Origin of the sequence: uncultured Haliea sp. (assembly GCF_963973825.1) — a bacterium.
GTDB lineage: Bacteria > Pseudomonadota > Gammaproteobacteria > Pseudomonadales > Halieaceae > Haliea.
The window spans coordinates 21,127-38,556 of sequence record NZ_CAXBAE010000011.1 but is presented as its reverse complement, the minus strand read 5'-3'; the positions used below and the strand labels follow the sequence as shown (position 1 = coordinate 38,556).

Here is a 17,430-nt window from a genome sequence, read left to right as displayed (position 1 = left end):
GGGCCGGCTACCTAGAAGTTGTAGCGCGCCGTCACGCCGATCGTGCGCTCCGGCACCAGGTTCACCTGGGTGTAGGAGCCGCCGCTGATGGCGATATCGTACTGGTCAGGGCCCTGTTGGAAGATGACGGTGTCGTCATCCAGCAGGTTCTTCGCGAACACCGAGACGTCCCACATGTCGTCGGCGCTGCGCCAGCCGGCATACAGGTTGAAATTGCTGTAGGCATCAAAGGTTTCACGCACTGCACCAATGCCGGCGGAGGCCTCGGTGTTGAGGCGCTCGTCGGTGTACTTGTACAGGCCGCGCAGGTAGATCTCGGTGCTTTGCAGGGGCCAGGTGTATTCAGAGTTCAGCGATAGCGACAGCTCGGGTTCGCCGCCGATCGGGTCGCCCTTGATATCGCAGGAGCCGAGCACCTCACCCGGTTCGCGCTGGTTACAGGGTTTGGTGGCACCGCTGTCCCATTCGCCCTTGGCGTAGCTGAAGCTGGCCCCGGTGACCCACTGCTCGGTGATCAGCAGCCTGCCGTCGAACTCTACGCCGTAGGTGGTTGCGTCGCCGTTGAAAAGGAAGCCGCCCACGATGTCGACCGGTGCACCGCTGTCGTCGAGCACCTGTATACCCCGCGTGAAGCCCAGGTAGCCGTCGAACTGCTGGTAGTACAGTGCGCCGTTGAGTGTCGCCCTGCCGTCGAGCAGGCGGCTCTTGAAGCCGATCTCGAGCGCATCGCTGGTTTCCTCGTCGTGCAGCAGGTCGTCCTCGCCATTGGGCAGGAAAACGACATTGGGGCTGGGTGTAATGGAGATGCCGCTGGGGCGGTAACCGCGGTTGTAGGCACCGTACACCGAGATGTCGTCATCGAATGCATACCGCAGTTTCACCGAGCCGGTCACTGCGGTTTCATCCCCCTTCTGGTTCCGCTCGGAGACGCCCTCAATCGGAAAGGCCGCGGCGATGCCGGCTTCGACCAGCGGTGCAAACGGGAGCAGCGCGGGCGGCAGGTAGTTCAGTGAATCGTAGTTGATGGTGCTGGCACGGAAACGGTCGTAGGACGTCCAGCGTGCACCCACTTCGAGTTGCAGGGCATCAGTCAGGTAGAAGGTGTTGAAGGTGAAGGCGGCCAGTTCCTTGCCATCCACCGGCAGCACGCCGGAGCTCAGGAAAGAGATCTCGGGCCCATTGGTAATGGTGGTGTTGCTGCTGAATTGGGTGGTGGTGTTCTGCTCGTTGTAGTACACGCCGACGATATAGTCCCAGAAATCGTTGCCGGATGAGCTCAGGCGGAACTCCTGGGAGTAGCTCTCCACCGCGGTCAGGGTGTTTTGATGCGTCAGCGCTTCAGGGTTGGTGACGTAATGGGCGCGGTCGTTTTCCGTACCCGCCGGCTTGTCGGAGTTCTGGTAGGCGGTTACCGAGGCCAGTTCAAAGTCACCGAGACGCCAGTTTACCAGCAGGTTGGCGAGGTCGTAGGTGATCTCGCCAAAGTTGTTGTATTTTCCCAGGGCGATGCGGTCATCGTCACGCAGGGTAGGACGCTCGCCCAGTGCATCAGTGCCCGACACCGCCTTGCTGTCCTCAATGCGGCGGTCGAGGTACTGCCACACCAGCGTGACATCGAGGTCGTCGGTGGGTAGCCAGTTGGCGGTGATGCGCCCCGATTTGGCGTCGGCTTCCGGGTCGTCGAGCCCGCTGGTGATATTGTTCACGTTGGCGGAGTTGTTGGTGTCGTAAACCCCGGCAACACGCACACCGAGCTTGCCTTCGATCAAGGGGCCGGTCCACGCCGCCTGGGTGTTCAGGCCATCGTTGTCGCCAAGGGTCATTTGCACATAGCCGTTGGTTTCGAACAGATCGGGACGCCGCGTGATGATGTTGATGGCGCCCGCCGGCGATGTCGCGCCCTGCAGGGTGCCCTGGGGGCCGCGCAGAATCTCCACCCGCTCCAGATCGTACAGCTGGGTGAAGGCGTTGTCTGCGCGCACAATGCCGGAGTTCCAGTACACGTCAACGGCGCTGGCGGCGCCGGCTTCCGGGTCGATGCTGATGCCGCGCATGGAAATGTTCGAGTTGCGGGCGTTGGGCGCGGACAGTGTCACACCCGCCGTCTGTTGTTCAAGGTCGATGAAGCTCAGGGCGGAGAACCGGTCGATGGAGTCGCCGGTCACCACGTTCACGGTCGCGGATATGTCCTGCACCAGCTCGGTACGCTTCTGTGCAGTCACGATGATTTCTTCCAGCTGCAGTTGCGCGAGCGAGGGCATGGTGGTCAGCGCGACGGCAGCGGCGATCAGGGTTTTCTGTGCGTTTCGACCGTGGGTAAATCCATTTGTCACTGTCATATTGTTGTTAACTCTCAGCTTGTGGGTGGATCGGTATGCGGGATGCGCGGCGCAGGAGCGCCGCTGACATCGGGTTCGAATCATAGAGAGGGTCCAGATAAAAGTACACGGTTGTATATTTATACACTTCTGTGACATATTGCTCCGGCCAGAGCGGGGCGAGGCGTGTCCTCAACTGATGCGTTGTGAGCTGCCCTCTCGCAGTGCCCTGAGGCATGGTAAACTCACGCCCCACGCTGCAAGGGACGACCATGCCTGACATTCTGATGATCGATAACTACGATTCCTTCACCTGGAATATCGTGCAGTATCTGGGTGAACTGGGCGCCGAGGTGCAGGTGGTGCGCAACGATGAGATTGGCGTTGCCGATATCGCCACCATCGCCCCGCGCAAGATCGTGATCTCTCCCGGTCCTTGCACGCCCAACGAGGCGGGAATCTCCATGGACGTGATCCGCACCTATGCCGGCCAGCTGCCGATCCTCGGCGTCTGTCTCGGCATGCAGAGCCTCGGACAGGTCTATGGCGGGCAGGTGGTACGCGCGCGGCAGGTGATGCACGGGAAGACGTCGTTGATTCACCATCGTGGCCAGGGCGTATTCCGCGGTCTCAGCCAGCCCTTTGAGGCGACGCGATACCACAGCCTGGTGGTCGCTCGGGAGGGCTTGCCGGCTTGCCTGGAAATCACCGCCTGGACGGAAACCGCTGACGGCGAAATGGATGAGATCATGGGGCTGCGGCACCGGGAGCTGGCGGTTGAAGGCGTGCAATTCCACCCCGAGTCGATTCTTACCGCGCATGGCCATGACCTGCTGCGCAACTTTCTGCAACAGGAGGCCCGTTGATGACCCTGCAGGATGCCCTTGCCCGCCTGGTGGATCACCAGTCACTCACCCGCGATGAAATGGCGCAGGTTATGCGGCTGGTCATGTCCGGCGCCGCAACTGATGCCCAGATTGGAGGCTTGTTGGTGGCCCTGCGCATGAAAGGGGAGAGCACCGAGGAAATCGCGGGTGCGGCGCAGGTGATGCGCGAGCTGGCGACGCCGGTGGAGGTCTCCGGTGAGCACCTGGTCGACCTCGTAGGCACCGGTGGCGACGGTGCCAATCTGTTCAATGTGTCGACGGCGGCCACCTTTGTCGTCGCGGCGGCTGGCGCGCAGGTCGCCAAGCACGGCAACCGCTCTGTTTCCAGTACATCGGGTAGCTCCGACCTGCTGGAGCATCTCGGGGTGCCGCTGGACCTGACGCCAGCACAGGTGGCGCGGGCGATTGACAGTGTCGGCCTGGGCTTCATGTTTGCCCCGGCGCACCACGCCGCGATGCGCCATGCAATCGGCCCGCGTCGCGAGCTGGGCATGCGCACGCTGTTCAATGTGCTGGGTCCCCTGACCAACCCGGCGGGTGTGCGCCGCCAGGTGATCGGCGTGTTTGACCCGGCACTGTGCCGCCCCCTCGCGGAAGTGCTGAAGCTGCTGGGCAGCGAGCACGCCCTGGTTGTGCACGGGGAGGGCGGCCTGGATGAAATCACCTTGAGCGGCAGCACGGAAGTGGCCGAGCTGTGTCGCGGTAATATCGCCAGCTACCGCATTGCCCCGGAGGATTTCGGGATGCAGCGGCAGAGCCTTGAGGGACTGTCGGTAGGCAGTGTCGAGGAGTCGGCGGCGCTGATCCGTGCGGCGTTGGCGGGGCGCGATACGCCTGCGGCACACAAGGCTGCGGCGATGATTGCCCTGAATGCGGGTGCCACCATCTATGTCAGCGGCCTGGCGGCGACCATTGCCGATGGGGTGGCGCTGGCTGAGGACCTGATCGCGACAGGGCAGGCGCGGGAAAAGATGAAGGAGTTTGTCGATTTTACCCAGATGATGCGTCAGGGAGGTCACGCCTGATGGCTGCCGCCCCGACCATCCTGCGCCAGATCCTGGCGCGCAAATACGAGGAAGTGGCGGCAGGGCGCCGCCGTGAATCCCTCGCTGACCTTGAGTCCCGCATCTCGGAGCAGTCCGCGCCGCGCGGTTTCGTGGAGGCGCTACGCCAACGCGTGGAGGCGGCGCAGCCAGCGGTGATTGCGGAGGTGAAGAAAGCCTCACCCAGCCAGGGTGTGATTCGCGCAGATTTTGATCCCGCCGCGATCGCGCGCAGCTACCAGTCCGGCAATGCCGCCTGCCTGTCGGTCCTGACCGACGTCGATTTCTTCCAGGGCAGTGATGCCTATCTGCAGCAGGCGCGTGCCGCCTGCGCCCTGCCGGTGTTGCGCAAGGACTTCACCGTCGACGCCTGGCAGGTGGTTGAGGCCCGCGCCATCGGCGCCGATGCAGTGCTGCTGATTGCGGCAGCGCTGGAAGATGCACAGATGCGCGAGCTGGCCAGCAGCGCCACCGAATACGGGCTGGACGTGCTTGTCGAAGTGCATGATCGCGCCGAACTGGATCGCGCGCTGGACCTGGGCCTGCCGCTGCTCGGTATCAACAACCGCGACCTGCACAGCTTCAAGACCGCCCTGGATACAACCCTGAACCTGCTGCCGCATATCCCGGGTGACCGCGTGGTGGTGACGGAGAGCGGCATCCACAGTCCGGAGGATGTGGCCGTCATGCGGGACGCAGGGGTGTTCAGTTTCCTGGTCGGCGAGGCCTTCATGCGCGCCGGGGAACCCGGCGAGAAATTGCGCGAGCTGTTCTTCCCCGGCTAGCGGGTACCCAGCACCACCATGGTTTTTCCGGAGACAGCCACCAGACCCTCTTCTTCGAGGTTTTTCAGCACCCGTCCGGCCATTTCCCGCGAGCAGCCGACGATCTTGCCCAGTTCCTGACGGGTGACCTTGATCTGCATGCCGTCGGGGTGGGTCATGGCGTCCGGCTGTTTGCACAGGTCTATCAGGGTGTGAGCGATGCGCCCGGAAACATCGACAAAGGCGAGATCCTTGAGTTTGCGGGTGGTCTGCCGCAAACGCATGCCCATCTGGTTGGCGATGGCAAAGAGAATGTCGGGGTAATGGCTGCGGATCTGGTGGAATCGGGCATAGGAAATCTCGGCGACCTCGCACTGCTCCCGGGCGACCACCATGGCGCTGCGCACTTCCTCGCTGGCGCCGAACAGGCCCATCTCCCCGAAGAAGTCACCGGCATTCAGGTAGCTGACCACCATCATGTGATCGGCATCGTTTTCATCCTGCACCATCACCGACACCGAGCCGTCCAGAATCAGAAACAGGCGATCGCAGTTGGCACCCTCCTGCAGAATGACATGCTTGGCCCGATAGATGGACCGGTTGCAGTGACGGAGAAAGTTCTCCACCCCCGGAATGGCACTGGTGACCTGGTGCTTCAGCATGCTGGGGTTTCCCCTCTTCTTGTCATACGACCTGTAGGCCAATATTACCCCACGCGTGCGGCAAGTAAAACGTAAACCCCTGTGCTAAGCTCGCGCCGTCTTGCGAACAGGAGAAGCCGAGCAATGCAGGCAACCGTGAAGTGGGTGGATGGCGTCATGTTTCTGGGTGAGTCCGGCAGTGGCCACAGTGTTGTGATGGACGGGCCGCCCGACCTCGGCGGGCGCAATCTTGGCCCGCGCCCGATGGAGATGCTGCTGCTGGGGGTGGGGGGATGCTCGTCGTTTGACGTGATGAGCATGCTGCAGAAGTCCCGCCAGCAGGTGGTTGACTGTCGCGTAGAGCTGCAGGCCGAGCGTGCGGATGCGGTGCCCGCGGTATTCACCCGTATTCACATGCACTTTGTGGTGACCGGCGTGGACCTGAAGGAAAAACAGGTGCAGCGGGCGGTTGAACTCTCCGCAGAGAAATACTGTTCGGCATCCATCATGCTGGGTGCTGCCGGCGTGGCGATGAGCCACAGCTTCGAGATACAGGCGTTTTCGCCGTCTTGAGGGGCGCAGACCTGCCCCACAGCAGGGCAGGCAGGTTACAGGTAGTAGCTGCTGCGGGTCATGAGTTTTGACACGACGCTCATCAGGTCCTTGACCGGCGCAGGCAGATCCGCGCCGCCCGCTGCCAGGGCGTTCTCCCCGTGACGCTCTTCGTCTTCCAGCATCTTCTGCAGGATCAACTGGGATTTGCGATCGTCGGCAGGCAGTTGCTGCAGGTGGTCGCGCAGGTGGCGGCAGACCCGCTCCTCCGTGGCGGCCACGAACCCCAGGCTCCATTTGTCGCCGATCGCGCCGGCGCTGGCACCGAGCAGGAAGGATAGGCCGTACCAGGCCGGGTTCAGGTGACTGGGGCGGCTGCCCAGCTCCTGCAGGCGTTGGGCGCACCAGGCCAGATGATCCTCTTCTTCGCGCGCCGCTTCGCGCATGTCCTCGCGGACGGCGGGTAATTTGGCGGTCAGTGCCTGTCCCTGGTACAGCGCCTGCGCGCACACTTCACCGGTGTGGTTGACCCGCATGAGCCCCGCAACGTGACTGCGCTGCGCCGGATTGAGGGTGCAGTCCCGGTGGCCCTCGGCAGGAGAGGGGCGGGTGGCGGGCCTGCCGCGATTGCTGAGGGTACGCAATACTGTGTCAGCTTCCCCCAACAGGCGGTCTACGAGCGTCAGTTTTCGGCTATGCATGGCGTGCTCCATCACCGTGAAGCCCTAACTATAGCGGGCAATCGCGCGCCAACCAATGTCGTTGCGCCGGGTCACGCCGTCCCACTGGATATGCCCGGCGGCGTCGTAACAGCTGCGCTGGGCGGCGGCGATATCCTCCCCCAGCGCGGTCACGCAGAGAACGCGACCCCCGTTGGTGACGACTGTGTCGCCCCGCACGGTGGTGCCTGCATGGAAGACCTTGACGTGCTCCGGGAAGGCGTAATCCAGCCCGGAGATGGGCAGTCCCTTGGCGTAGTCCCCCGGATACCCGCCGGCGGCCAGCACCACGCCGATGGCGCAGCGGCTGTCCCAGCGGGCCGTGGCGCGATCCAGCTCACCGTCGAGTGCCGCAGCACACAGTGCGACCAGGTCGGACTGCAGGCGCAGCATGATGGGCTGGGTTTCCGGGTCGCCGAAGCGACAGTTGTACTCGATGACTTTCGGGTCACCCGCGGGGGAGATCATCAGCCCCGCGTAGAGAAAGCCGGTGTAGTCATTGCCTTCTGCGGCCATGCCGCGCACGGTGGGCAGGATGACCTCATCCATGACGCGCCGGAACACGGCATCCGTGACGACGGGGGCCGGTGAGTAGGCCCCCATGCCGCCCGTGTTCGGCCCGGTGTCACCGTCGCCGATGCGCTTGTGGTCCTGGCTGGTCGCCATTGGCAGCACGTGTTCGCCATCTACCATGACGATAAAACTGGCTTCCTCGCCCTGCAGAAATTCCTCGATCACAACACGGCCGCCGGCATCGCCGAAGGCGTTGCCCGACAGCATGTCAGTCACCGCTGCTTCGGCTTCAGCGAGGGTCTCGGCGACGATCACGCCCTTGCCCGCCGCCAGGCCGTCGGCCTTGACCACGATCGGCGCGCCCTGGGCACGCAGGTATGCGAGCGCAGGTTCCAACTCGGTAAAGTTGCCGTAGGCCGCGGTGGGAATGTTGTGGCGGGCGAGAAAGTCCTTGGTGAACGCCTTCGATCCTTCCAGCTGGGCTGCGCCCTTGCGCGGCCCAAAGCAGCGCAGGCCGCGTTCCTGGAAGTAATCCACAATGCCTGCCACCAGGGGTGCTTCGGGTCCGACGATAGTGAGCGCAACGCCCTCCGCGGCCGCGAAGTCGGCCAGTGCGGCGAAGTCCATGGGGTCGATGGCGACGTTCTGCAGGCCGGCTTCGGTGGCAGTGCCCGCGTTCCCCGGCGCGACGAATACACGCTCGACGCCGCTCCCCTGTGCCGCTTTCCAGGCCAGCGCGTGTTCGCGGCCGCCGCTGCCAATCACCAGAATGTTCATCAGTTGCTCTCTCAGTGGCGGAAGTGGCGCATGCCGGTAAAGACCATGGCCATATCGTGTTCATCGGCGGCGGCGATAACTTCCTCGTCGCGAATCGAACCGCCCGGCTGAATGACGGCGGCAATACCGGCCTTGCCGGCGTTGTCGATGCCGTCTCGGAACGGGAAGAACGCGTCGGACGCCATCACCGAGCCACGCACGGTGAGGCCCGCGTGCTCTGCCTTGATCGCGGCGATACGGGCTGAATTGACCCGGCTCATCTGGCCGGCACCTACGCCGATCGTGCGGCCATTTGCCGCGTAGACAATCGCATTGGACTTGACGAACTTGGCGACTTTCCAGGCGAACAGGAGGTCCTGCATCTGCTGCGGCGTCGGCTGCCGCTTGCTGACAATGCGCAGATCCGCGCTGTCGACCATGCCCAGGTCGCGATCCTGGACCAGCAGCCCGCCATTCACCCGCTTGTAATCGAGGGCCGGGATGCCGGGGCCCCAGTTGCCGCAGGCGAGCAGTCGCACGTTCTGCTTGGCCGCGACCACTTCCTGCGCGGCGGCACTCACAGCCGGCGCGATGATCACTTCGACGAACTGTCGCTCGACGATGGCCTGTGCGGTTTCTGCGTCCAGCTCCCGATTGAAGGCAATGATGCCGCCAAAGGCGGATTCCGGGTCGGTGGCAAAGGCGAGGTCGTAGGCCTCCAGCAGCGTCGCGGCGACGGCCACGCCACAGGGGTTGGCGTGTTTGACAATCACGCAGGCCGGTTCGGCAAAATTCTTTACACACTCCAGTGCGGCGTCGGTGTCCGCCACGTTGTTGTAGGACAGTTCCTTGCCCTGCAGCTGCCGGGCGGTGGCGATGCCGGCTTCGGCAGGCTGCGCTTCAACGTAGAATGCCGCTTTCTGGTGCGGGTTTTCCCCGTAGCGCATCTCCTGCGCCTTGTGGAACTGCGTGTTGAACGTGCGCGGGAACGCGGCTGAGCCACCCGGGGTCAGTTTTCCGAAGTGGTTGGCGATGGCGCCATCGTAGGCCGCGGTATGCTCATAGGCGCGAATCGCCAGGTCGAAGCGGGTTGCGAGTGTGGTGGCGCCCTGATGGCTGCGCATCTCTTCGATGATGCGGGTGTAGTCGCCTGCATTCACCACGATATTCACCCAGCGGTGGTTCTTTGCAGCGGCGCGCACCATGGTCGGGCCGCCGATGTCGATGTTCTCGACTGCCTCTTCCAGCGTGCAGTCCGGTCTGGCGACGGTGGCCTCGAAGGGATACAGGTTGACCACGACCATATCAATAGCATCGATGCCATGCTCAGCCATCACCGCATCGTCCTGCCCGCGACGGGCGAGGATGCCGCCGTGAATCTTCGGATGCAGCGTTTTCACGCGGCCGTCCATCATCTCGGGGAAGCCGGTGTGGTCGGCAACCTCAGTGACCGCGAGGCCGGCATCGCGCAACAGGCGGTAGGTGCCGCCGGTCGACAGCAGCGCAACGCCGAGCTCCTGCAGGGCGGTGGCAAATTCAACGATGCCGGTTTTGTCGGAGACGCTGATCAGCGCGCGTCTAACGGGTACGAGATGGGAGTCGCTCATGGTGTGTGGGGTGCCTGTCAGCTTTTGTCGGAAATGAGTTGGTACTGTTTGAGTTTCTTGCGCAGCGTGCCGCGATTCAGGCCCAGCATGTGGGAGGCACGGGTCTGGTTGTTGCGCGTGTAGTCCATGACGGCACGCAGCAGTGGCGCCTCAACTTCGGCCAGCACGAGTTGGTAGAAATCTGTCGTCGTCTGCCCATCCAGCGCTTCGAGGTATTCACCGACTGCGCGAGCCACGGCATCGTGCAATCGCTCCGGTGTAGGCGCTGCAGACGTGCTGTCGGGGAGGGTTGGGACGTCGGGGGTAAGCGAGGGTGGGTCGGATTTCTTCATGCAGCCATGTTCTCTGCGGTGGTGCCTGTAAACAGTTGGTCAATCATGTGGAGTTGCGCGGCGCTGTCGTCGAGGGCGTTGAATGCGGCCCGGTGCGTGAGCCACTGTGGCTGGTGTTGCAGGAACCAGCCGACATGTTTGCGTGCGATGCGCGGCCCCAGGAAGTCGCCATAGAAGAGGTGCAGGGCGCTGACGTGGTCGTGCAGCAGGGCGACCTGCTGCGCCAGTGAGGGCGCTGGCGGTGTGCTGCCGGTGGCCAGCCGTGCGGCGATCTGGCCGCAGAGCCAGGGTCGACCCTGAGCAGCGCGGCCGACCATGACGCCTGCGGCGCCGGTATGACGCAACACCGCTTCGGCCTTCTCGGCAGAGTCGATGTCGCCATTGGCAAAGACCGGGATATCCACGGCGGCGACGATGTCGGCGATGGTGTCGTACTCCGCGCGACCGCGGAAGGCGCAGGCGCGGGTGCGACCGTGCACCGCCAGCGCGGCGACACCGGCATCCTCGGCGATGCGCGCAATGCTGACCCCGTTGCGCGCCTGCGGTGAGGACCCCGTGCGGATTTTCAGGGTGACCGGGACCTGCACGGCCGCGACCACGGCCTGCAGGATATCCAGTACCAGGGGTTCGTCAGCGAGCAGCGCGGAACCGGCTGCCTTGCGGCAGACCTTCTTGGCCGGGCAGCCCATATTGATATCGATGACCTGTGCACCCAGGGCGACGTTATAGCGTGCTGCGGCGGCCATCTGCTGTGGGTCGTTGCCGGCAATCTGTACCGAGCGGGGCTCGATTTCAGCATCGTGGCGGGTGCGTAGCCGGGTCTTGTCCGTATTCCTCAGGCGCGGGTTGCTGTTGACCATTTCGGACACGACCAGCCCCGCACCGAGTCGCGCACAGAGCTGCCGGAACGGCAGGTCGGTGACGCCCGCCATGGGTGCCAGCGCTACGGCATTGGTCAGTGTGTAAGGCCCGATTTGTGGCATTGCGGGAGACTGTGAGGTCGCTGCAGAGAGCAGCCTATGATACGCCACCGCGGCCTGCGGTTAAAGCGCGCTGTGGGCTGCGGCGCGGGCAGGTTAGACTGGGGACTGGCTTTGCCAGCGCAAATAACGAAAACAGGAGGATGTATGGGCACGGTAAAGGGTCTGCAGGGCAAGACGGCACTGGTCACTGGCGGTGCGGGCGGCATTGGCGCGGCCTGCGCTGCGGCACTGCTGCAGGATGGCGCCGCTGTGGTGCTGATGGGGCGCCGTGAGGCGGCGTTGCAGGCGGCGCGCACCGCTTTGCTGGAGCAGGTACCGGGCGGCGAGGTGCGTCTCTGCCCCGGCGACGCCTTGCGGGAGGAGGATGTGTGCCGGGCGGTGGACATGGCACATGGCGTGGCCGGGCGCCTGGATATTGTGGTGCCCACAGTGGGCGGCGGGGGCTTCAAGCCGCTGTTGCTGCAGGATCTGGATGGCCTGCGCCGGGAACTGGACCTGAATATCGGGTCGGTATTCCTGGCCGTGCGCCACGCGGCTCCGGTGATGGCTCGAGGTGGCAGCATCGTGTGCATCTCCTCCACCACAGCTGGCATGCCGTTTCCCTGGTTGTCGGCCTATTGCGCGGGCAAGGCCGGTCTGGAAGGGCTGGTGAGAGCCGCTGCGGATGAGCTGTCGTATCTTGGGCTGCGGATCAACGCGGTGCGGCCGGGGCTGACGCGTAGCGAAGCCACGGGTGATCTTTTTGCCAGCCCCGAGGTGATGCAGGCGTTCGAGGAGCAGATCCCGCTGCGGCGGCCCGGTGAACCGGAAGACATTGCCGCCAGCGTGCGCTATCTGGCGGGTCCCGAGTCGTCCTGGGTGACGGGGCAGTGTTTCAACGTTGATGGCGGACAGTGCTTGCGCCGGCATCCTGACATGACGGGATCGCTGTCCTACCTGTTCGATGACGCGCAGATGGCCGCGGTGCTGGGGCGTGAGCCCCAGGGTTGACGCTCAGACCCTCAGGCCGGGGACAGCACCCCGCGCAGGCACACCCAGTCCTCGCGCTCTCCAGCCACGGTGAGCTTGATGCGCGTCGCGTAGTGCTCGCACAGGGAGGCCGCCTGGCTGTTGAGCAGGCCTGACAGCAGCAGGGTGCCGCCCGGTTTGAGCAGGCTCAGCAGGGTGTCCGAGAGCTCTGCCAGTGGTCCGGCAAGAATGTTCGCCACCACGACATCTGCACGGCCTTGCCAGGCGGCATTGGTGGCGGCATCCGGCAGGGTGACGCTGAAGCGTTCATCTGCGACGCTGTTGCGCCGGGCGTTGTCGCGGCTGGCGACCAGTGCCTGCGGGTCGTTGTCCACCCCCAGGGCGCGCTCGGCGCCGAGCTTGAGTGCCGCCACCGCCAGGATGCCCGAGCCGCAGCCGTAGTCGACGAGAGTCTGGCCGCGCAGCCTCAGCTGGTCGAGCTGGCCAAGGCAGAGGGCCGTGGTCGGGTGTGTACCGGTGCCGAAGGCCAGGCCCGGGTCCAAGAGGAGATTGACGGCGTCCGGATCCGGCGGGTCGATCCAGCTGGGGCAGACCCACAGTTTTTCGCCAAAGCGCATGGGCTGGTAGTGGCTGATCCACTCCCGCTCCCAGTCCTTGTCCTCGAGGATCTCCACCCGCTGGTTGCACCCGTCCAGAAGTGTGTCCGGGATGCGTTCCAGCACCGACGGCATGTGGGTGTCCGCGGGGAACAGGCCGGTCAGCCGTATGTGTTGCCAGAGCGGGGTTTCCCCCACGCCGGGTTCCAGCACCGGCTGGTCGGCATTGTCTTCCATGGTCACCGCCACCGCACCCGCCGCCAGCAGCTGTTCCTCAAGGTCAGCGGCGAGCGCCGGGCTGGTGTCCAGTCGCAGCTGCAGCCAGCTCACTAGCTCCAGTCTTCCAGCTTGCTTTCAAGGTAGTGAATGCTCACACCACCAGCTTGGAATGAGCGGTCCCGCACCAGTTCGCGGTGCAGCGCCGTGTTTGTGCGGATACCCTCTATGACCAGTTCATCAAGGGCCTGGCGCATCCGCGCCAGGGCGATCTCGCGGCTTTCGCCGTAGCTGATGATCTTGGCAATCAGGGAATCGTAGAACGGGGGTACGGTGTAGCCATCGTACAGATGCGAGTCGACGCGGATGCCGGGACCGCCGGGTGCGTGGAAGGTGGTGACCTTCCCTGGCGAGGGCATGAAGGTCTGGTGATCTTCCGCGTTGATGCGACATTCGAAGGCGTGACCGCGAAAGGCCACCTGTTCCTGGGTGACCGACAGCGGCAGGCCGCTGGCGATGCGCAGTTGCTCGCGCACGATGTCGATGCCGGTGATCATTTCCGTCACCGGGTGCTCCACCTGCACCCGGGTATTCATTTCAATGAAGTAAAAACCACCGTCTTCATAGAGAAATTCGAAGGTGCCGGCACCGCGATAGCCGATCTCGATGCAGGCGTTGACGCAGGCCTCGGCGACCTGGGCGCGCAGGTGCTCGTCGACACCGGGCGCCGGCGCTTCTTCCAATACCTTCTGGTGGCGGCGCTGTAGCGAGCAGTCCCTGTCCCCCAGGTGAATGGCGTTGCCCTGCCCGTCTGCGATGACCTGCACTTCCACGTGACGCGGCTTTTGCAGGAATTTCTCCAGGTAAACGACACCGGACCCGAAGGCGGCCGCGGCCTCGGCCTGGGTCAACTGCACCGAGTTCAGCAGCGCCGCTTCATTGTGCACAACCCGCATGCCGCGACCGCCACCGCCGGCGGCGGCCTTCACGATGACGGGGTAGCCGATGCGCCGGGCAATCTCCAATGTGCGCTCGGCGTCATCGGTGAGGGGGCCATCGGAGCCCGGAACTGTGGGCACGCCGGTCTTCTTCATGGCCTCAATGGCCGATACCTTGTCGCCCATGAGCCGGATGGTGTCGGCTTTCGGACCGATAAAGATGAAGCCGCTCTTCTCTACCTGCTCGGCAAAGTCCGCATTCTCGGCCAGGAACCCGTAACCGGGGTGAATAGCGCTTGCGTTGGTGACTTCCGCGGCACTGATGATCGCGGGTACGTTGAGATAGCTTGCGGTGGAGGCTGCGGGACCGATACAGACCGCCTCGTCGGCGAGGCGCACGTGCATCAATTCGCGGTCTGCCTTGGAGTGGACCGCCACGGTCTTGATGCCCATCTCCTTGCAGGCCCGGAGAATCCGCAGGGCGATCTCACCGCGATTGGCGATGAGAACCTTTTCCAGCTTGGCCATGATGTGTTCCTCTGCTTGCGGCGCGCGGGCGCCGGTGGCTGTGTCAGACGATGGAGAACAGAGGCTGCTCGAATTCAACCGCCTCACCGTTGTCGACCAGGATGGCCTCGATGGTGCCGGACTTGTCCGCTTCGATCTGGTTCATCATTTTCATGGCTTCGACGATGCAGAGGACATCGCCCACCTTCACGCTCTGGCCCACTTCGACGAAAGCGGGCGACGTGGGCGAGGGGGAGCGGTAGAAGGTGCCCACCATCGGCGAGGTGATGAGTTTGCCACTGTGCACCGGTGCGCTGGGCGCTGCCGCTTCTGCCGCGGGTGCAGGGGTCGCCGCCGGAGCGCTGGGCGCCGGCGCCGCAGCGGGGGCTGGTGCCTGTGCATAGGCCGCCATCAGGGGTTGGGCGCTGTTGCGGCTGATGCGCACAGACTCTTCCCCCTCCTTGATTTCTATCTCATCGATGTTGGACTCTTCCAGCAATTCGATCAGCTTTTTAACTTTGCGAATGTCCATGACAGGGCTCTCTCTGGTTTTCGTTTCAGGGCTGTTCCAGTTGCCGCAGGGCGGCCAGTAAAGCGAGTTCGTAACCGTGCGCGCCCAGTCCGCAGATCACACCCACCGCCAGATCGGAGAAATACGAGTGCTGTCGAAAGGGCTCTCGGGCGTGGGTGTTGGACAGGTGCACTTCGATAAAGGGAATCGCCACTGCTGCCAGGGCGTCCCGCAGCGCGACGCTGGTGTGGGTAAACGCCGCCGGGTTGATCAGGATGAAGTTCACCCCTTCGCGCCGCGCATCGTGGATGCGCTCCACGAGTTCGTATTCCGCGTTGCTCTGCATGGCGAGCAGGTGATGCCCCTGCGCGGTGGCAACGTGAGTCAGTCGGCTGTCAATGTCGGCGAGGGTGGTGTGGCCATATACGGCGGGTTCACGCTCCCCCAGGAGGTTCAGGTTGGGACCGTGCAGTACCAGAATGGTGGCCATGGTTATTCGCCTGTGCGCTTTTTGACCCATTGCGCCAAAGTCTGGCTGAAAAATCCGTGGCTGTCCATCCGTGAGCAGGATTTTTTAGAAAATAGCGGATGTTAGCCGCCAGTTAGGCGAATTTTTCCCATTTCCGGTAGATAGCGGCACAGAGGCCCGCGAAACAGGCGCAATGGCTGAAGTTGCACGAAAACCAGCGTATTTCCGGCAAAACGCGAGGAGATCAGCGCGATCTAGCCTTTATCTGTCGAAATACGTTCCAGCGAGCTGATAACCCCATTGCGTGTCAGTACCTGGGGCAGGAGCACAGGTGCCGCCGCGGAGTCGGCCGGATACAGCACATACAGGGGGATTCCGGAGCGGCCGTGGCTGCGCAGGTAGTTGGCAATATCGGCATCATAGTTGGTCCAGTCTGCCACCAGAAAGGCGACGTTGTGCTCCCGGAACGCGGACTGCACCGCCTCGGTGTAGAGCACACCCCGCTCGTTGGCGATGCAGGTGATGCACCAGTCGGCGGTGACGTCAACGAAAACCGGGCGACCCGAGCGACGCAGCTCCTCCACCCGTTCCTCTGACCAGACCGATGCATCGTCGACCCCCGTGTCCGGTGCTGCGGGTATGCGCCAGAGCCCCAACGCCACTGCACCCGCTAGACTGGCGAGGGCGAGTACCCTGCGAGCCGTCCGGCCAGACGAGGCCCGGCCAGACGAGGTGTTTCCCTGCCACAGCCACAGTGCCAGCGCCAGGAGCAGGCCACCGCTGAGGGCGGCGGCCATGGTATCCACGCTGGTCTGGCGCCCGGCAACCCACAATAACCAGATGGCCGTGGCGTAGAGCGGAAAGGCCAGCAACTGCTTCAGCGTTTCCATCCACGCCCCGGGCCGCGGCAGCCAGTCACGGGCCCGGCTGCTGTAGCTCAGCAGTAACATTGGCGCTGCCATGCCCGCCCCGAGGGCAAAGAAGATGGCGAGCGACACCAGTGCGGGCTGGGTCAGCGCGAAACCCAGCGCGGTGCCCATAAAGGGCGCCGTGCAGGGGCTGGCCACGACCACGGCCAGCACACCGGTAAAAAAGCTACCCGCCGATCCCTGGCGCCCGGCCAGGCTGCCGCCCAGGTTCATTACGCTGCTGCCGAGCTGCACCATGCCAGACAGCGAGAGCCCCATGGCCAGGAACAGGTAGGCGAGGGCGATGACAAAGCCCGGGGATTGCAGCTGGAACCCCCAGCCCACCGCCTGCCCCGCAGTCTGCAGGGCGATCAGCACACTGGCGACGGCCAGGAAACTGGCAATAACGCCGAGGGTGTAGAGCCAGCCGTGGTGCAGGCGTTCCTGTCGACCGGTGTTGGCAAAGCCGAGGACTTTCAGCGAGAGCACAGGGAATACACAGGGCATCAGGTTCAAGATGGCGCCTCCGAAGAACGCCAGCAGCAGCATGTAAGGCAGGGCCGACAGGCGTGCACCGGCGGCAGGGAGGCTCGCAGCCGCAGTGGCCGGCGCCAGGGCGACCGGGTTGACCTGGCCCGTACCGAAGTCTATGTCGAAGACTTCAGTGCGCGGTGGATAGCAGAGCCCGGCATCGGCGCAGCCCTGTGACTGCACGCTGAGACGGGCGAAGCCCGGCGGCTCCCGGGCCTGAAGCTGCACTTCAACCTCGTTGTAGTACACCTGCACATCGCCGAAGAATTCGTCACTGCGGGCCAGCCCGGGAGGCACCTCGGCGCCGACTTCCAGGGGCTCCCCGCCATGCTCGAGACGGAAGTCGAAGGCGTGCTGGTACAGGTAATAGCCCTCGGCGATTCGCCAGTAGAGCCTTATCCGGCCATCGTCCGCGGGCTCCACAGCAAGCTGGTACGCCTCCTCCACCGGCAGGAAATCGGGTTGTGCAAAGGGGTTCGCCCCCGGTGTGCCGGTGGGAAGCTGGGCCAGCACCAAACTGCTGTACAACCAGAGCAGGCTGGCAAGCACGAAACGCATGAGCAATCCTTGTAGGGTAGCGGCCGTGTGCCGCGTCGCGATTGTAGCAGCCTGCGCCGGGCGGCCCAACGAAATGGCGCCAACCGGCGCTGCGCGCAAGTGTTATAATCTG

Annotated in this window: 17 protein-coding genes; 5 read left to right on the top strand and 12 right to left on the bottom strand. The window is 64.0% G+C overall.

Annotation, left to right across the window (positions count from 1 at the left end):
- Positions 1 to 11 precede the first annotated feature (11 nt).
- The gene (locus AACZ17_RS12955) at positions 12 to 2,339 is read right to left on the bottom strand and encodes a TonB-dependent receptor (RefSeq protein WP_290741818.1); all 2,328 of its coding nucleotides are present in this window, start codon (positions 2,337 to 2,339) and stop codon (positions 12 to 14) included.
- A gap of 251 nt (positions 2,340 to 2,590) precedes the next feature.
- Here AACZ17_RS12955 and AACZ17_RS12950 point away from each other — a divergent pair, with 251 nt between their 5' ends.
- The 3 genes from AACZ17_RS12950 to trpC are packed head-to-tail and all read left to right on the top strand — an operon-like array spanning position 2,591 to position 5,033.
- Positions 2,591 to 3,184: an aminodeoxychorismate/anthranilate synthase component II gene (locus AACZ17_RS12950; protein WP_290741816.1), complete on the top strand. Its 594-nt coding sequence runs from the start codon at positions 2,591 to 2,593 to the stop codon at positions 3,182 to 3,184.
- A complete protein-coding gene (gene trpD / locus AACZ17_RS12945) occupies positions 3,184 to 4,230 on the top strand; it encodes an anthranilate phosphoribosyltransferase (RefSeq protein WP_290741814.1) in 1,047 nt (348 codons plus the stop codon). The genes AACZ17_RS12950 and trpD overlap by 1 nt, the downstream gene beginning before the upstream one ends.
- The gene (trpC, locus tag AACZ17_RS12940; protein WP_290741812.1) at positions 4,230 to 5,033 is read left to right on the top strand and encodes an indole-3-glycerol phosphate synthase TrpC; all 804 of its coding nucleotides are present in this window, start codon (positions 4,230 to 4,232) and stop codon (positions 5,031 to 5,033) included. Before trpD ends, trpC begins: the two co-directional genes overlap by 1 nt.
- On the opposite strand, the gene crp is transcribed toward trpC, so the two are convergent.
- Complete coding sequence (gene crp / locus AACZ17_RS12935) at positions 5,030 to 5,674, bottom strand: cAMP-activated global transcriptional regulator CRP (protein WP_290741810.1); 645 nt, start codon at positions 5,672 to 5,674, stop codon at positions 5,030 to 5,032. The two genes, trpC and crp, sit on opposite strands and share 4 nt — an antisense overlap.
- Before the next feature lie 123 nt (positions 5,675 to 5,797).
- On the opposite strand from crp, the gene AACZ17_RS12930 reads away from it, so the two are divergent.
- Positions 5,798 to 6,226 (top strand): OsmC family protein, encoded by a 429-nt coding sequence (locus tag AACZ17_RS12930; protein ID WP_290741808.1) that lies wholly within the window; start codon positions 5,798 to 5,800, stop codon positions 6,224 to 6,226.
- A gap of 35 nt (positions 6,227 to 6,261) precedes the next feature.
- On the opposite strand, the gene coq7 is transcribed toward AACZ17_RS12930, so the two are convergent.
- Genes coq7 through dusB form a run of 5 tightly spaced genes read right to left on the bottom strand, consistent with a single transcriptional unit; the run spans position 6,262 to position 11,115 of the window.
- Complete coding sequence (gene coq7, locus AACZ17_RS12925) at positions 6,262 to 6,906, bottom strand: 2-polyprenyl-3-methyl-6-methoxy-1,4-benzoquinone monooxygenase (protein ID WP_290741806.1); 645 nt, start codon at positions 6,904 to 6,906, stop codon at positions 6,262 to 6,264.
- A 24-nt stretch (positions 6,907 to 6,930) separates the two neighbouring features.
- Positions 6,931 to 8,214, bottom strand: a complete 1,284-nt coding sequence (gene purD / locus AACZ17_RS12920) for a phosphoribosylamine--glycine ligase (protein ID WP_290741804.1) — start codon at positions 8,212 to 8,214, stop codon at positions 6,931 to 6,933.
- 11 nt (positions 8,215 to 8,225) lie between these two features.
- The gene (purH, locus tag AACZ17_RS12915; RefSeq protein WP_290741802.1) at positions 8,226 to 9,800 is read right to left on the bottom strand and encodes a bifunctional phosphoribosylaminoimidazolecarboxamide formyltransferase/IMP cyclohydrolase; all 1,575 of its coding nucleotides are present in this window, start codon (positions 9,798 to 9,800) and stop codon (positions 8,226 to 8,228) included.
- Positions 9,801 to 9,817: 17 nt separating this feature from the next.
- The gene (gene fis, locus AACZ17_RS12910; protein WP_290741800.1) at positions 9,818 to 10,132 is read right to left on the bottom strand and encodes a DNA-binding transcriptional regulator Fis; all 315 of its coding nucleotides are present in this window, start codon (positions 10,130 to 10,132) and stop codon (positions 9,818 to 9,820) included.
- A complete protein-coding gene (gene dusB / locus AACZ17_RS12905) occupies positions 10,129 to 11,115 on the bottom strand; it encodes a tRNA dihydrouridine synthase DusB (protein ID WP_290741798.1) in 987 nt (328 codons plus the stop codon). The genes fis and dusB overlap by 4 nt, the downstream gene beginning before the upstream one ends.
- 144 nt (positions 11,116 to 11,259) lie before the next feature.
- Here dusB and AACZ17_RS12900 point away from each other — a divergent pair, with 144 nt between their 5' ends.
- Entirely contained in the window at positions 11,260 to 12,105 is an 846-nt protein-coding gene (locus tag AACZ17_RS12900; protein WP_290741796.1) for an SDR family oxidoreductase, read from the top strand.
- Between the two features lie 11 nt (positions 12,106 to 12,116).
- Here AACZ17_RS12900 and prmA read toward each other — a convergent pair whose 3' ends face one another.
- The 5 genes from prmA to AACZ17_RS12875 all read right to left on the bottom strand — a co-directional run bounded on the left by prmA (position 12,117) and on the right by AACZ17_RS12875 (position 17,318).
- The gene (gene prmA / locus AACZ17_RS12895; protein ID WP_290741794.1) at positions 12,117 to 13,010 is read right to left on the bottom strand and encodes a 50S ribosomal protein L11 methyltransferase; all 894 of its coding nucleotides are present in this window, start codon (positions 13,008 to 13,010) and stop codon (positions 12,117 to 12,119) included.
- Positions 13,010 to 14,362: an acetyl-CoA carboxylase biotin carboxylase subunit gene (gene accC / locus AACZ17_RS12890; protein WP_290741792.1), complete on the bottom strand. Its 1,353-nt coding sequence runs from the start codon at positions 14,360 to 14,362 to the stop codon at positions 13,010 to 13,012. The genes prmA and accC overlap by 1 nt, the downstream gene beginning before the upstream one ends.
- Before the next feature lie 43 nt (positions 14,363 to 14,405).
- On the bottom strand, positions 14,406 to 14,873 hold the full coding sequence (gene accB / locus AACZ17_RS12885; RefSeq protein ID WP_290741790.1) for an acetyl-CoA carboxylase biotin carboxyl carrier protein: 468 nt from the start codon (positions 14,871 to 14,873) through the stop codon (positions 14,406 to 14,408).
- A gap of 25 nt (positions 14,874 to 14,898) precedes the next feature.
- The gene (gene aroQ / locus AACZ17_RS12880; protein WP_290741788.1) at positions 14,899 to 15,342 is read right to left on the bottom strand and encodes a type II 3-dehydroquinate dehydratase; all 444 of its coding nucleotides are present in this window, start codon (positions 15,340 to 15,342) and stop codon (positions 14,899 to 14,901) included.
- Between the two features lie 233 nt (positions 15,343 to 15,575).
- The gene (locus tag AACZ17_RS12875; RefSeq protein ID WP_290741786.1) at positions 15,576 to 17,318 is read right to left on the bottom strand and encodes a protein-disulfide reductase DsbD; all 1,743 of its coding nucleotides are present in this window, start codon (positions 17,316 to 17,318) and stop codon (positions 15,576 to 15,578) included.
- Positions 17,319 to 17,430 lie beyond the last annotated feature (112 nt).